Origin of the sequence: Streptomyces sp. NPDC058045, assembly GCF_042885635.1 — a bacterium.
GTDB lineage: Bacteria > Actinomycetota > Actinomycetes > Streptomycetales > Streptomycetaceae > Streptomyces.
On the sequence record NZ_JBHVRR010000004.1, the window covers coordinates 92,736 to 108,385 of the forward strand.

Sequence of the window (15,650 nt, forward strand, 5' to 3'; positions counted from 1 at the left end):
CTCGCACCTGACCGCCGCCGCACGGCGACGGTCACAGCGGGCCAGACGTACGCCCGCCTACATGTACATCCGGCACCAGCCGCTTAGTGGAAGGACCGCCATCATGGCGAAGCTCAGCCAGGAAGACCTGCTCGCGCAGTTCGAGGAGATGACCCTCATCGAGCTCTCCGAGTTCGTGAAGGCCTTCGAGGAGAAGTTCGACGTCACCGCCGCCGCCCCGGCCGCCGTGGCCGTGGCCGTCCCGGGCCAGGGTGGTGGCGACGGCGCCGCCATCGAGGAGCAGGACGAGTTCGACGTCATCCTCACCGGCGCCGGCGACAAGAAGATCCAGGTCATCAAGGTCGTGCGTGAGCTGACCTCGCTGGGTCTGAAGGAGGCCAAGGACCTCGTCGACGGCACCCCGAAGCCGGTCCTGGAGAAGGTCGCCAAGGACGCCGCGGAGAAGGCCGCCGAGGCCCTCAAGGGCGCCGGCGCCTCCGTCGAGGTCAAGTGACCCCGACGCCGCGTCTCACCTTGTGAGCGTCGCGCTGTAACGCGCGGGCACCGAAGGGCGATCACCCAACCGGGTGGTCGCCTTTCGGCGTTCCGAGGCGCCTGCGGCGGCCGCCTTGCGTGCCGGGTGGCGGCGGGTATGGTGATCTTCGTTGTGCCCCGGGCGGGTCCGCCCGGCGGGGGGATGGCGTGAGGTTCGCGGCACTCCCGCGGGATGTGGGGGCCTTGACGAACTGCACGCAGCGCGCAATTCTCAGGACGCGACGTCACAACGATCCGTATCCGAGGCATGGATCGGCGGCGAAGAGGGCAGGATCGAAGTGCGCAGCAGAGGGGACAGCACACCACAGGTGGTGAGGACGGCGAGGGTCTTTCGAGACCGCGGATACCCGCACTGGACATCAGTGGGCCAAGTGGCTACACTGACCCTTTGCGCTGCCTGTTAGCTGCCTCCTGCCCGTCACCAGGGGCATACCCTCATCGAGCATCGTGGACGCAAGCGGCCCTGACCAGGGGTTTCTCGCTTCGTCGTCCGCTCTGTCCATTGAGGGGGCCGGTACGCGCGTAGTGAGTCCGAGCCCTCGGAAGGACCCCCTCTTGGCCGCCTCGCGCACTGCCTCGACCGCGAATACGAACAACGGCGCAAGCACCGCCCCGCTGCGCATCTCCTTTGCAAAGATCAAGGAGCCCCTTGAGGTTCCGAACCTTCTCGCTCTGCAGACCGAGAGCTTTGACTGGCTGCTCGGCAACGACGCATGGAAGGCTCGTGTCGAGGCGGCTCTGGACAGCGGACAGGACGTCCCCACCAAGTCCGGTCTGGAGGAGATCTTCGAGGAGATCTCCCCGATCGAGGACTTCTCCGGGTCGATGTCGCTGACTTTCCGCGACCACCGCTTCGAGCCTCCCAAGAACTCCATCGACGAGTGCAAGGAGCGCGACTTCACGTACGCCGCCCCGCTCTTCGTCACCGCCGAGTTCACCAATAACGAGACCGGTGAGATCAAGTCCCAGACGGTCTTCATGGGCGACTTCCCGCTCATGACGAACAAGGGCACCTTCGTCATCAACGGCACCGAGCGTGTCGTCGTCTCGCAGTTGGTGCGTTCGCCGGGTGTCTACTTCGACTCCTCCATCGACAAGACGTCCGACAAGGACATCTTCTCCGCCAAGATCATCCCGTCCCGCGGTGCCTGGCTGGAGATGGAGATCGACAAGCGCGACATGGTCGGTGTCCGTATCGACCGCAAGCGCAAGCAGTCCGTCACCGTTCTCCTGAAGGCCCTCGGCTGGACCACCGAGCAGATCCTGGAGGAGTTCGGCGAGTACGAGTCGATGCGCGCCACCCTGGAGAAGGACCACACCCAGGGCCAGGACGACGCGCTGCTCGACATCTACCGCAAGCTGCGCCCGGGTGAGCCCCCCACCCGCGAGGCCGCGCAGACGCTGCTGGAGAACCTCTACTTCAACCCCAAGCGCTACGACCTCGCCAAGGTCGGCCGCTACAAGGTGAACAAGAAGCTCGGTGCCAACGAGCCGCTGGACGCCGGCGTACTCACCACCGACGACGTCATCGCCACCATCAAGTACCTGGTCAAGCTGCACGCCGGGGAGACCGAGACGACCGGCGAGTCCGGCCGCTCGATCATCGTCGAGACCGATGACATCGACCACTTCGGCAACCGCCGCATCCGCAACGTCGGCGAGCTGATCCAGAACCAGGTCCGTACGGGTCTCGCCCGTATGGAGCGCGTCGTGCGTGAGCGCATGACCACCCAGGACGTCGAGGCGATCACCCCGCAGACCCTGATCAACATCCGCCCCGTGGTGGCGTCGATCAAGGAGTTCTTCGGCACCTCGCAGCTCTCCCAGTTCATGGACCAGAACAACCCGCTGTCGGGGCTGACGCACAAGCGTCGTCTGAACGCCCTCGGCCCGGGTGGTCTCTCCCGTGAGCGGGCCGGCTTCGAGGTCCGCGACGTGCACCCCTCGCACTACGGCCGGATGTGCCCGATCGAGACGCCGGAAGGCCCGAACATCGGCCTGATCGGCTCGCTGGCCTCGTACGGCCGGATCAACGCCTTCGGCTTCATCGAGACGCCGTACCGCAAGGTCGTCGAGGGCCAGGTCACCGATGAGGTGGACTACCTGACCGCCGACGAGGAGGACCGCTTCGTCATCGCGCAGGCCAACGCCCCGCTCAGCGACGAGATGCGGTTCGCCGAGGAGCGCGTGCTGGTCCGCCGCCGCGGCGGCGAGGTCGACTACGTCACCGCCGACGACGTGGACTACATGGACGTCTCGCCGCGCCAGATGGTGTCGGTCGCGACCGCGATGATCCCGTTCCTGGAGCACGACGACGCCAACCGCGCCCTGATGGGCGCGAACATGATGCGCCAGGCCGTGCCGCTCATCAAGTCCGAGGCGCCGCTCGTCGGCACCGGCATGGAGTACCGCTGCGCCACCGACGCCGGCGATGTGCTCAAGGCCGACAAGGACGGCGTGGTCCAGGAGGTCTCGGCGGACTACATCACCACCGCCAACGACGACGGCACCTACACCACGTACCGGCTGTCCAAGTTCACCCGCTCCAACCAGGGCACCTCGGTGAACCAGAAGGTCGTGGTCTCCGAGGGCGACCGGATCGTGGTCGGCCAGGTGCTGGCCGACGGCCCCGCCACCGAAGACGGCGAGATGGCCCTCGGCAAGAACCTCCTGGTGGCGTTCATGCCGTGGGAGGGCCACAACTACGAGGACGCGATCATCCTGTCGCAGCGCCTCGTGCAGGACGACGTCCTCTCCTCGATCCACATCGAGGAGCACGAGGTCGACGCCCGGGACACCAAGCTCGGCCCCGAGGAGATCACCCGGGACATCCCGAACGTCTCCGAGGAGGTCCTCGCCGACCTCGACGAGCGCGGCATCATCCGCATCGGCGCCGAGGTCATCGCGGGCGACATCCTCGTCGGCAAGGTGACCCCCAAGGGCGAGACGGAGCTGACCCCGGAGGAGCGCCTGCTGCGCGCCATCTTCGGCGAGAAGGCCCGCGAGGTCCGCGACACCTCGCTGAAGGTGCCGCACGGCGAGACCGGCAAGGTCATCGGCGTCCGCGTCTTCGACCGCGAGGAGGGCGACGAACTGCCGCCCGGCGTCAACCAGTTGGTGCGCGTCTACGTGGCGCAGAAGCGTAAGATCACCGACGGTGACAAGCTCGCCGGACGCCACGGCAACAAGGGCGTCATCTCGAAGATCCTGCCGATCGAGGACATGCCGTTCCTGGAGGACGGCACCCCGGTCGACATCATCCTCAACCCGCTGGGCGTCCCCTCCCGGATGAACCCGGGGCAGGTCCTGGAGATCCACCTCGGCTGGCTCGCCAGCCAGGGCTGGGACGTCTCCGGGCTCGCCGACGAGTGGGCCCAGCGGCTCCAGGTGATCGGCGCGGACGACGTCGCCCCCCGGACGAACGTCGCCACCCCGGTCTTCGACGGCGCGCGCGAGGACGAGCTGGCCGGCCTGCTGGAGAACACCCGGCCGAACCGAGACGGCGACCGCATGGTCCTGCCGACCGGTAAGGCCCGGCTGTTCGACGGCCGCTCCGGTGAGCCGTTCCCGGAACCGATCTCGGTCGGGTACATGTACATCCTCAAGCTGCACCACCTGGTCGACGACAAGCTGCACGCGCGCTCGACCGGTCCGTACTCGATGATCACCCAGCAGCCGCTGGGTGGTAAGGCCCAGTTCGGTGGTCAGCGCTTCGGTGAGATGGAGGTGTGGGCGCTGGAGGCGTACGGCGCCGCCTACGCGCTCCAGGAGCTGCTGACGATCAAGTCCGACGACGTCACCGGCCGTGTGAAGGTCTACGAGGCCATCGTCAAGGGCGAGAACATCCCCGAGCCGGGCATCCCCGAGTCCTTCAAGGTCCTCATCAAGGAGATGCAGTCGCTGTGCCTGAACGTGGAGGTGCTGTCCTCGGACGGTATGTCCATCGAGATGCGTGACACGGACGAGGACGTCTTCCGTGCCGCGGAGGAGCTCGGCATCGACCTGTCCCGGCGCGAGCCGAGCAGCGTCGAAGAGGTCTGACAGGTCTGGCCGGGATCGCCGCACGAGGAGATCCCGGCCCCGCCCCGGACCCCGTACAGACCACCCAGACACAACCCTGAGAGGGATTGACGCATAGTGCTCGACGTCAACTTCTTCGACGAGCTCCGGATCGGCCTGGCCACCGCGGACGACATCCGTCAGTGGAGCCACGGCGAGGTCAAGAAGCCGGAGACCATCAACTACCGCACGCTCAAGCCGGAAAAGGACGGGCTCTTCTGCGAGAAGATCTTCGGCCCCACCCGGGACTGGGAGTGCTACTGCGGCAAGTACAAGCGCGTCCGCTTCAAGGGCATCATCTGTGAGCGCTGTGGCGTCGAGGTGACCCGCGCCAAGGTGCGCCGTGAGCGGATGGGCCACATCGAGCTGGCCGCCCCCGTCACCCACATCTGGTACTTCAAGGGCGTCCCGTCGCGCCTCGGTTACCTGCTGGACCTCGCCCCGAAGGACCTGGAGAAGGTCATCTACTTCGCGGCGTACATGATCACGTTCGTGGACGAGGAGCGCCGCACCCGCGACCTGCCCTCGCTGGAGGCCCATGTCTCCGTCGAGCGCCAGCAGGTCGAGCAGCGTCGTGACGCGGACCTGGAGGCCCGCGCCAAGAAGCTGGAGACGGACCTCGCCGAGCTGGAGTCCGAGGGCGCCAAGGCCGACGTCCGCCGCAAGGTGCGCGAGGGCGCCGAGCGCGAGATGAAGCAGCTCCGCGACCGCGCCCAGCGCGAGATCGACCGCCTCGACGAGGTGTGGAACCGCTTCAAGAACCTCAAGGTCCAGGACCTGGAGGGCGACGAGCTGCTCTACCGCGAGCTGCGCGACCGCTTCGGCACCTACTTCGACGGCTCGATGGGCGCCGCCGCGCTGCAGAAGCGCCTGGAGTCCTTCGACCTGGAGGAGGAGGCCGAGCGCCTCCGCGAGATCATCCGCACCGGCAAGGGCCAGAAGAAGACCCGCGCGCTCAAGCGCCTCAAGGTCGTCTCCGCGTTCCTGCAGACCAGCAACAGCCCCAAGGGCATGGTGCTGGACTGCGTACCGGTCATCCCGCCGGACCTGCGTCCGATGGTGCAGCTCGACGGTGGCCGCTTCGCCACCTCCGACCTGAACGACCTGTACCGCCGCGTCATCAACCGCAACAACCGCCTGAAGCGGCTTCTCGACCTCGGTGCGCCCGAGATCATCGTGAACAACGAGAAGCGGATGCTCCAGGAGGCCGTCGACGCGCTCTTCGACAACGGCCGCCGCGGCCGCCCGGTGACGGGCCCCGGCAACCGCCCGCTGAAGTCGCTGTCCGACATGCTCAAGGGCAAGCAGGGCCGCTTCCGGCAGAACCTGCTGGGCAAGCGCGTCGACTACTCGGCCCGTTCCGTGATCGTCGTCGGCCCGCAGCTCAAGCTGCACCAGTGCGGTCTGCCGAAGGCGATGGCGCTTGAGCTGTTCAAGCCGTTCGTGATGAAGCGCCTGGTGGACCTGAACCACGCGCAGAACATCAAGTCCGCCAAGCGCATGGTGGAGCGCGGCCGCACCGTGGTGTACGACGTCCTCGAAGAGGTCATCGCCGAGCACCCGGTGCTGCTGAACCGCGCGCCCACTCTGCACCGCCTCGGCATCCAGGCCTTCGAGCCGCAGCTCGTCGAGGGCAAGGCCATCCAGATCCACCCGCTCGTCTGCACCGCCTTCAACGCGGACTTCGACGGTGACCAGATGGCCGTGCACCTGCCGCTGTCCGCGGAGGCGCAGGCCGAGGCCCGCATCCTGATGCTGTCCTCGAACAACATCCTGAAGCCGGCCGACGGACGCCCCGTCACCATGCCGACCCAGGACATGGTGCTGGGCCTGTTCTTCCTCACCACCGACGGTGCGGAGCGCGAACTCAAGGGCGAGGGCCGGTTCTTCGGCTCGGCGGCTGAGGCGATCATGGCCTTCGACGCCGGCGAGCTGAACCTCCAGTCCAAGGTGGACATCCGCTTCCCGGTGGGCACCATCCCGCCGCGCGGCTGGACCCCGCCGGCCGAGGACGAGGGCGACGAGATCATCGGCACCTCCCCCTGGCAGCCGGGCGACCCGTTCCGCCTGAAGACGACCCTGGGCCGCGCGCTCTTCAACGAGCTGCTGCCCGAGGACTACCCGTTCGTCGACTACGAGGTCGGCAAGAAGCAGCTCTCCGAGATCGTCAACGACCTCGCCGAGCGCTACCCGAAGGTCATCGTGGCGGCGACGCTCGACAACCTGAAGGCGGCCGGCTTCTTCTGGGCGACCCGCTCCGGCGTCACCGTGGCCATCTCCGACGTCGTCGTCCCCGAGGCGAAGAAGGAGATCGTCCGCGGCTACGAGGCGCAGGACGAGAAGGTCCAGAAGCAGTACGAGCGCGGTCTGATCACCAAGGACGAGCGCACCCAGGAGCTCATCGCGATCTGGACCAAGGCGACCAACGAGGTCGCCGAGGCGATGAACCAGAACTTCCCGAAGACCAACCCGATCTTCATGATGGTGAACTCGGGCGCCCGAGGGAACATGATGCAGATGCGTCAGATCGCCGGTATGCGCGGTCTGGTGTCCAACGCCAAGAACGAGACCATCCCGCGTCCGATCAAGGCCTCGTTCCGCGAGGGCCTGTCGGTGCTGGAGTACTTCATCTCAACTCACGGCGCCCGTAAGGGACTTGCGGACACCGCTCTGCGTACCGCCGACTCCGGCTACCTCACCCGTCGTCTGGTGGACGTCTCGCAGGACGTCATCATCCGCGAGGAGGACTGTGGCACCGACCGCGGCCTCCGCCTGCGGATCGCCGAGCGCGGCGCCGACGGTGTGCTGCGCAAGGCGGAGGACGTCGAGACCAGCGTGTACGCACGTGCGCTGGCCGAGGACATCACCGTCGACGGCAAGGTGCTGGCCCCGGCCAACACCGACCTGGGCGACGTCCTCATCGACGAGCTGGTCCGGCACGGCATCGAGGAGGTCAAGACCCGCTCCGTGCTGACCTGCGAGTCCGCCGTCGGCACCTGCGCCATGTGCTACGGCCGCTCGCTGGCCACCGGCAAGCTGGTCGACATCGGTGAGGCGGTCGGCATCATCGCCGCCCAGTCCATCGGTGAGCCCGGCACCCAGCTCACGATGCGCACCTTCCACACCGGTGGTGTGGCCGGTGACGACATCACCCAGGGTCTGCCGCGTGTGGTCGAGCTCTTCGAGGCCCGTACGCCGAAGGGTGTCGCGCCGATCTCCGAGGCCGCGGGCCGGGTCCGTATCGAGGAGACCGAGAAGACCAAGAAGCTCGTCGTCACCCCGGACGACGGCAGCGACGAGACGGCGTTCCCGATCTCGAAGCGCGCCCGGCTGCTGGTGGGCGAGGGCGACCACGTCGAGGTCGGCCAGAAGCTCACCGTCGGCGCCACCAACCCGCACGACGTGCTGCGCATCCTCGGCCAGCGTGCGGTCCAGGTGCACCTGGTGGGCGAGGTCCAGAAGGTCTACAACTCGCAGGGTGTGTCGATCCACGACAAGCACATCGAGATCATCATCCGGCAGATGCTGCGCCGGGTGACGATCATCGAGTCGGGCGACGCGGAGCTGCTGCCGGGCGAACTGGTGGAGCGGTCGAAGTTCGAGACCGAGAACCGCCGCGTGGTACAGGAGGGCGGCCACCCGGCCTCCGGCCGTCCGCAGCTCATGGGCATCACCAAGGCCTCGCTGGCCACGGAGTCCTGGCTGTCGGCCGCCTCCTTCCAGGAGACGACCCGGGTGCTGACGGACGCGGCGATCAACGCCAAGTCCGACAGCCTCATCGGCCTCAAGGAGAACGTCATCATCGGCAAGCTCATCCCGGCCGGTACGGGCCTGTCCCGCTATCGCAACATCCGGGTGGAGCCCACCGAGGAGGCCAAGGCGGCGATGTACTCGGCCGTCGGCTACGACGACATCGACTACTCGCCGTTCGGCACCGGCTCCGGCCAGGCCGTTCCGCTGGAGGACTACGACTACGGTCCGTACAACCAGTAAGCGGGTCGACGCTGTGCGCCGGGCGGTCATCCCCTCGCGGGGTGGCCGCCCGGCGGTGTTCGCGGGGGCCTCGGCGGGGGCCGGCACGGATTCGTTTTGACCCAGCTCGGTGAGCTGGGTACGCTCAGACCTTGTGCCTGGGGTGTGCCCTGGCGTCCGCGCGTGTTTTCGGCCGTGCGGACTGTCTGTACCGGCCACCGCAATCCGCGTTTTCCCGCCCTCACAGTGGGGGTCCGCGGCTTTCGACACACCCGACCGCGTGGGTCGGTGAAGGTTCCAGGTTAGCTTTACTCGGCACACAGAAACCGGAGAAGTAGTGCCTACGATCCAGCAGTTGGTCCGCAAGGGCCGGCAGGACAAGGTCGAGAAGAACAAGACGCCCGCACTTGAGGGTTCGCCCCAGCGCCGCGGCGTCTGCACGCGTGTGTTCACCACCACCCCGAAGAAGCCGAACTCGGCGCTGCGGAAGGTCGCGCGTGTGCGGCTGACCTCCGGCATCGAGGTCACGGCCTACATCCCGGGTGAGGGGCACAACCTGCAGGAGCACTCCATCGTGCTCGTGCGCGGCGGCCGTGTGAAGGACCTGCCGGGTGTTCGCTACAAGATCATCCGCGGCTCCCTGGACACCCAGGGCGTCAAGAACCGCAAGCAGGCCCGCAGCCGTTACGGCGCCAAGAAGGAGAAGTAAGAATGCCTCGTAAGGGCCCCGCCCCGAAGCGCCCGGTCATCATCGACCCGGTCTACGGTTCTCCTCTGGTGACCTCCCTCATCAACAAGGTGCTGCTGAACGGCAAGCGCTCCACCGCCGAGCGCATCGTGTACGGCGCGATGGAGGGCCTGCGCGAGAAGACCGGCAACGACCCGGTCATCACGCTCAAGCGCGCGCTGGAGAACATCAAGCCGACCCTTGAGGTCAAGTCCCGCCGTGTCGGTGGCGCGACCTACCAGGTGCCGGTCGAGGTCAAGCCGGGCCGCGCCAGCACGCTGGCCCTGCGCTGGCTGGTCGGTTACTCCCGCGCCCGGCGCGAGAAGACCATGACCGAGCGCCTGCTGAACGAGCTGCTCGACGCCTCCAACGGCCTCGGTGCTGCTGTGAAGAAGCGCGAGGACACGCACAAGATGGCCGAGTCCAACAAGGCCTTCGCGCACTACCGCTGGTAGTCGCTACCCCCATCGAGAACCGAGAGAAGACGAAAGCCTTATGGCTACCACTTCGCTTGACCTGGCCAAGGTCCGCAACATCGGGATCATGGCCCACATCGACGCGGGCAAGACGACGACCACCGAGCGGATCCTGTTCTACACCGGTCGTTCGTACAAGATCGGCGAGGTCCACGACGGCGCCGCCACGATGGACTGGATGGAGCAGGAGCAGGAGCGTGGCATCACGATCACGTCTGCTGCGACCACCTGCCACTGGCCGCTTGAGGACGTCGACCACACCATCAACATCATCGACACCCCGGGGCACGTCGACTTCACCGTCGAGGTGGAGCGTTCGCTGCGCGTCCTCGACGGTGCCGTGACGGTGTTCGACGGTGTCGCCGGTGTCGAGCCGCAGTCCGAGACCGTGTGGCGTCAGGCGGACCGTTACGGTGTGCCGCGTATCTGCTTCGTCAACAAGCTGGACCGCACCGGTGCCGAGTTCCACCGCTGCGTCGACATGATCAGCGACCGCCTGGGTGCGACCCCGATGGTCATGCAGCTCCCGATCGGCGCCGAGGCCGACTTCCGTGGTGTCGTCGACCTCGTCACCATGAAGGCGTTCGTGTGGTCCGCCGAGACGGCGCTGGGCGAGGCGTACGACATCGTCGAGATCCCCGACACGCACAAGGAGGCGGCCGACGAGTGGCGCGGCAAGCTCCTTGAGGCCGTCGCGGAGAACGACGAGGAGATGATGGAGCTGTACCTGGAGGGCGAGGAGCCCTCCGTGGAGCAGCTGTACGCGGCGGTCCGCCGGGTCACCATCAACTCCGGCAAGGGCGACGGCACCACCGTCACCCCCGTGTTCTGCGGAACGGCGTTCAAGAACAAGGGTGTTCAGCCCCTGCTCGACGCCGTGGTGCGCTTCCTCCCGTCCCCGCTGGACATCGAGGCGATCGAGGGCCACGGGGTCAGCAACCCCGATGAGGTCATCGAGCGCCGCCCCTCCGAGGACGAGCCGCTGTCGGCGCTGGCGTTCAAGATCGCGAGCGACCCGCACCTCGGCAAGCTCACCTTCGTCCGGGTGTACTCGGGCCGGCTGCACGCCGGTTCCCAGGTGCAGAACTCGGTCAAGGGCAAGAAGGAGCGCATCGGCAAGATCTACCGGATGCACGCCAACAAGCGTGAGGAGATCGAGTCGGTGGGTGCCGGTGACATCGTCGCCGTCATGGGTCTGAAGCAGACCACCACCGGTGAGACCCTCTGCGACCCGGCGAACCAGGTGATCCTGGAGTCCATGGACTTCCCGGCGCCGGTCATCCAGGTGGCCATCGAGCCGAAGTCCAAGGGCGACCAGGAGAAGCTGGGCGTCGCGATCCAGCGCCTTGCCGAAGAGGACCCCTCCTTCAAGGTGCACACCGACGAGGAGACCGGCCAGACCATCATCGCGGGCATGGGCGAGCTGCACCTGGACGTGCTGGTCGACCGCATGAAGCGCGAGTTCCGGGTCGAGGCCAACGTCGGCAAGCCGCAGGTGGCGTACCGCGAGACCCTCCGCAAGGCGGTCGAGCGGCTGGACTACACGCACAAGAAGCAGACCGGTGGTTCCGGTCAGTTCGCGAAGGTCCAGATCGCCATCGAGCCGCTGGACGGCGACGGCTACGAGTTCGAGAACAAGGTCACCGGTGGCCGTATCCCGCGGGAGTACATCCCGTCCGTGGACGCGGGCTGCCAGGAGGCCATGGAGTTCGGCGTGCTCGCCGGCTACCCGCTCACGGGTGTCCGGGTCATCCTGCTCGACGGTGCCTACCACGAGGTCGACTCCTCCGAGATGGCCTTCAAGATCGCCGGTTCGATGGCCTTCAAGGAGGCCGCCCGCAAGGCCTCCCCGGCCCTGCTCGAACCGATGATGAAGGTCGAGGTGACGACGCCCGAGGACTACATGGGCGACGTCATCGGCGACATCAACTCCCGTCGCGGTCAGATCCAGTCCATGGAGGACCGCCACGGCGCCAAGCTCGTCACGGGCCTGGTCCCGCTGTCGGAGATGTTCGGCTACGTCGGCGACCTCCGCAGCAAGACGTCGGGTCGCGCAAGCTACTCGATGCAGTTCGACTCCTACGCCGAGGTTCCGCGGAACGTCGCCGAGGAGATCATCGCGAAGGCCAAGGGCGAGTAACTCAGCCGAGTTCTCGTTTTAGGCTTGACTCCGGAGCCTGTGGGGCATTCCGCCGCAACCGCGGAGAATGCCCCCGGTTCCGGGCTTTCCAGCAAAGATCACCTGGCGCCGATGAAGCAAGGCGTTCAGAACCACTCCACAGGAGGACCCCAGTGGCGAAGGCGAAGTTCGAGCGGACTAAGCCGCACGTCAACATCGGCACCATCGGTCACATCGACCACGGTAAGACGACCCTCACGGCCGCCATTACCAAGGTGCTGCACGACGCGTACCCGGACCTGAACGAGGCCTCGGCCTTCGACATGATCGACAAGGCTCCTGAGGAGCGCCAGCGCGGTATCACCATCTCCATCGCGCACGTCGAGTACCAGACCGAGTCGCGTCACTACGCCCACGTCGACTGCCCCGGTCACGCGGACTACATCAAGAACATGATCACCGGTGCCGCCCAGATGGACGGCGCGATCCTGGTGGTCGCCGCGACCGACGGCCCGATGCCGCAGACCAAGGAGCACGTGCTCCTGGCCCGCCAGGTCGGCGTTCCGTACATCGTCGTCGCCCTGAACAAGGCCGACATGGTGGACGACGAGGAGATCCTGGAGCTCGTCGAGCTTGAGGTCCGCGAGCTCCTCTCCGAGTACGAGTTCCCGGGCGACGACGTTCCGGTCGTCAAGGTCTCCGCTCTGAAGGCCCTTGAGGGCGACAAGGAGTGGGGCAACTCGGTCCTGGAGCTCATGAAGGCCGTGGACGAGTCCATCCCGGAGCCCGAGCGCGACGTCGACAAGCCGTTCCTGATGCCGATCGAGGACGTCTTCACGATCACCGGTCGTGGCACCGTCGTCACCGGTCGTATCGAGCGCGGCATCCTCAAGGTCAACGAGACCGTCGACATCATCGGCATCAAGACCGAGAAGACCACCACCACGGTCACCGGTATCGAGATGTTCCGCAAGCTGCTCGACGAGGGCCAGGCCGGTGAGAACGTCGGTCTGCTGCTCCGCGGCATCAAGCGCGAGGACGTCGAGCGCGGCCAGGTCATCATCAAGCCCGGTTCGGTCACCCCGCACACCGAGTTCGAGGCCCAGGCCTACATCCTGTCGAAGGACGAGGGTGGCCGCCACACCCCGTTCTTCAACAACTACCGCCCGCAGTTCTACTTCCGTACGACGGACGTGACCGGCGTCGTTTCCCTCCCCGAGGGCACCGAGATGGTCATGCCGGGTGACAACACCGAGATGAAGGTGGACCTCATCCAGCCCGTCGCCATGGAAGAGGGCCTCAAGTTCGCCATCCGTGAGGGTGGCCGGACCGTGGGCGCCGGCCAGGTCACCAAGATCGTCAAGTAAGTCCCGCTTACCCGACGGTCCGGGAGACCCGGCACCCGCTCCTCGGAGCACATCCGTCAGGGCCCGTACGACTCCGGTCGTACGGGCCCTTTCGCGTTCCCGGTGGGGAGGGGAGCCGGCGAGGTCGTGCGTCGGCGGGGCTGAGGCAGGTGATCGCTACGGTGATTAAAGAGACTTGGCACCCGATGGTGGCTTAAATCACCCCCATCCCGTCTCAGGTACTGGTCACCTGGGCAAGGTGTTCTGGCCTAGGCATTAACGCAGGCGTAACACTGGTGCGGGGCCCGCCGTACGCACGGCGGGTCCATCCCCGCGCACCGGCAACGGCGCCGAGCGCACCGCACCGGTCGTCGAAGGGATCCCGTGGTGACACGACCCGACACACATCCCCTGCTTTCCGCACTCCTGACCGAGGTCGAGCAGCGCAACCCGGCCCAGCCCGAATTCCACCAGGCCGTCCACGAGGTACTGGAAAGCCTCGCCCCCGTCCTCGTCGAGCGCCCGCACTACGCGGAGCCCGGCCTGGTGGAGCGCCTCCTCGAACCGGAACGGCAGATCATCTTCCGGGTGCCATGGCAGGACGACCAGGGTCGGGTCCAGGTCAACCGCGGTTTCCGGATCGAGTTCAACAGCGCGCTCGGCCCGTACAAAGGGGGCCTGCGCTTCCACCCCTCGGTCAACCTCGGCATCGTGAAGTTCCTCGGCTTCGAGCAGATCTTCAAGAACGCGCTCACCGGACTCGGCATCGGCGGCGGCAAGGGCGGCAGCGACTTCGACCCGCACGGCCGCTCCGACGCCGAGGTCATGCGCTTCTGCCAGTCCTTCATGACCGAACTCCAGCGGCATATCGGCGAACACACCGACGTACCCGCGGGCGACATCGGCGTCGGCGGCCGCGAGATCGGCTACCTCTTCGGCCAGTACCGCCGCATCACCAACCGCTGGGAGGCCGGCGTCCTCACCGGCAAGGGCACCACCTGGGGCGGCTCCGCCATCCGGCCCGAGGCCACCGGATACGGCAACGTCCTCTTCGCCGCGGCGATGCTCCGCGAGCGCGGCGAGGACCTCGAAGGCCAGACCGCCGTCGTCTCCGGCTCCGGCAACGTCGCGCTCTACACCATCGAGAAGCTGATCGCCCTCGGCGCCAACCCCCTGACCTGCTCCGACTCCGGTGGCTATGTCATCGACGAGAAGGGCATCGACGTCGCGCTGCTCCAGCAGATCAAGGAGGTCGAGCGGGGCCGCGTCAGCGACTACGCCGAGCGCCGCGGCAGCTCCGCCCGGTACGTACCCGGCGGCCGGGTCTGGGACGTCCCCGCGGACGTCGCCCTGCCCTCGGCCACCCAGAACGAACTCGACGCCGACGCCGCGGCCACCCTCATCCAGAACGGGGTCAAGGTCGTCTCCGAGGGCGCCAACATGCCCACCACCCCCGACGCCCTCCACCTCATCCAGCAGGCGGGCGTCGCCTTCGGCCCCGGCAAGGCGGCGAACGCGGGCGGGGTCGCGGTCAGCGCCCTCGAAATGAGCCAGAACCACGCGCGCACCGCCTGGACCCGCGAGCGCGTCGAGGACGAACTGACCCAGATCATGAACGACATCCACCGCACCTGCCACGACACCGCCGACCGCTACGGCGCCCCCGGCGACTACGTCACCGGCGCCAACATCGCCGGCTTCGAACGAGTGGCGGACGCGATGCTGGAGCAGGGGGTTATCTAGGGGGCGGCCCCTTCGGAGGCCCAGTCTGCCCGCCCTGGTTCCACCGGGGCGGGCCGTTGTTCTCAGAGGTTCCCGCCTCACTCACAGGAGTGAAGTCACCGGGCGGCCGACAGACCGTTTCTCCGGCCGTGCGCCAAGCCCTCGCGCCCCTCCGCCCACCTGTCTCGACCAGCAGGGACCACGCATTCGATGGACACGCCCTGCTACGTTCCGTGCGCTATCAGTCGCTGACGGTCGCGGCCGAGTGGACGAACGGACACACATGCGCAAGTTGACGATGGGCCTTCTCTCAGGGGCGCTTTTCCTCGGCGGGATGGGCTCCGCAGCGGCGGGCTCCTGGGCCCAGATTCCGGACAGAAGTACGGACGGAGCCGAGTTCCAGCAGGCCACGTACATGTTCTGGCCCTCCGGCAGCCACCACGGTGCCTTCGAATGGCGGGGCAAGCTCAGCGACAGCACCAAGAACGACGGGCACAACGTGTACGTCCAGGCCCGGGTCGAGGGACAGGGCTGGTCCCGCTTCAACGGCAAGCAGAATCGCACCGTGCGCCTGCACAAGCGGCTGTGGAACGGCTCCCAGCAGTACGTGACCCAGGCGTACCTGCGGGTCTGCCGGGACAAGGGCTCGTTCCAGCCCGACAACTGCTCGCCGACCTGGCACCGCAGCCGGTGAG

The 15,650-nt window shown here is 67.0% G+C and carries 9 protein-coding genes; all 9 read left to right on the plus strand.

The features are described from left to right. Positions 1-103 precede the first annotated feature (103 nt). The 9 genes from rplL (at position 104) to ACFVST_RS04390 (ending at position 15,649) form a co-directional block, all read left to right on the plus strand. Positions 104-493 (plus strand): 50S ribosomal protein L7/L12, encoded by a 390-nt coding sequence (rplL, locus tag ACFVST_RS04350; protein ID WP_390146749.1) that lies wholly within the window; start codon positions 104-106, stop codon positions 491-493. A gap of 596 nt (positions 494-1,089) precedes the next feature. Then, the gene (gene rpoB / locus ACFVST_RS04355; RefSeq protein WP_390146751.1) at positions 1,090-4,575 is read left to right on the plus strand and encodes a DNA-directed RNA polymerase subunit beta; all 3,486 of its coding nucleotides are present in this window, start codon (positions 1,090-1,092) and stop codon (positions 4,573-4,575) included. A 96-nt stretch (positions 4,576-4,671) separates the two neighbouring features. Continuing rightward, positions 4,672-8,586, plus strand: a complete 3,915-nt coding sequence (locus ACFVST_RS04360) for a DNA-directed RNA polymerase subunit beta' (protein WP_390146753.1) — start codon at positions 4,672-4,674, stop codon at positions 8,584-8,586. Positions 8,587-8,902: 316 nt separating this feature from the next. Then, positions 8,903-9,274 carry a 30S ribosomal protein S12 gene (rpsL, locus tag ACFVST_RS04365; protein WP_003948652.1) on the plus strand — a complete coding sequence of 124 codons (372 nt, stop codon included), beginning with the start codon at positions 8,903-8,905 and terminating at the stop codon, positions 9,272-9,274. A 2-nt stretch (positions 9,275-9,276) separates the two neighbouring features. Next, on the plus strand, positions 9,277-9,747 hold the full coding sequence (rpsG, locus tag ACFVST_RS04370) for a 30S ribosomal protein S7 (protein ID WP_030345396.1): 471 nt from the start codon (positions 9,277-9,279) through the stop codon (positions 9,745-9,747). Positions 9,748-9,787: 40 nt separating this feature from the next. Next, complete coding sequence (fusA, locus tag ACFVST_RS04375) at positions 9,788-11,908, plus strand: elongation factor G (RefSeq protein WP_390146756.1); 2,121 nt, start codon at positions 9,788-9,790, stop codon at positions 11,906-11,908. A gap of 152 nt (positions 11,909-12,060) precedes the next feature. Continuing rightward, a complete protein-coding gene (gene tuf / locus ACFVST_RS04380; RefSeq protein ID WP_390146758.1) occupies positions 12,061-13,254 on the plus strand; it encodes an elongation factor Tu in 1,194 nt (397 codons plus the stop codon). 366 nt (positions 13,255-13,620) lie between these two features. Then, the gene (gene gdhA, locus ACFVST_RS04385; RefSeq protein ID WP_390146760.1) at positions 13,621-14,976 is read left to right on the plus strand and encodes an NADP-specific glutamate dehydrogenase; all 1,356 of its coding nucleotides are present in this window, start codon (positions 13,621-13,623) and stop codon (positions 14,974-14,976) included. 313 nt (positions 14,977-15,289) lie between these two features. Continuing rightward, complete coding sequence (locus ACFVST_RS04390) at positions 15,290-15,649, plus strand: hypothetical protein (protein ID WP_390146762.1); 360 nt, start codon at positions 15,290-15,292, stop codon at positions 15,647-15,649. Position 15,650: the final 1 nt, after the last annotated feature.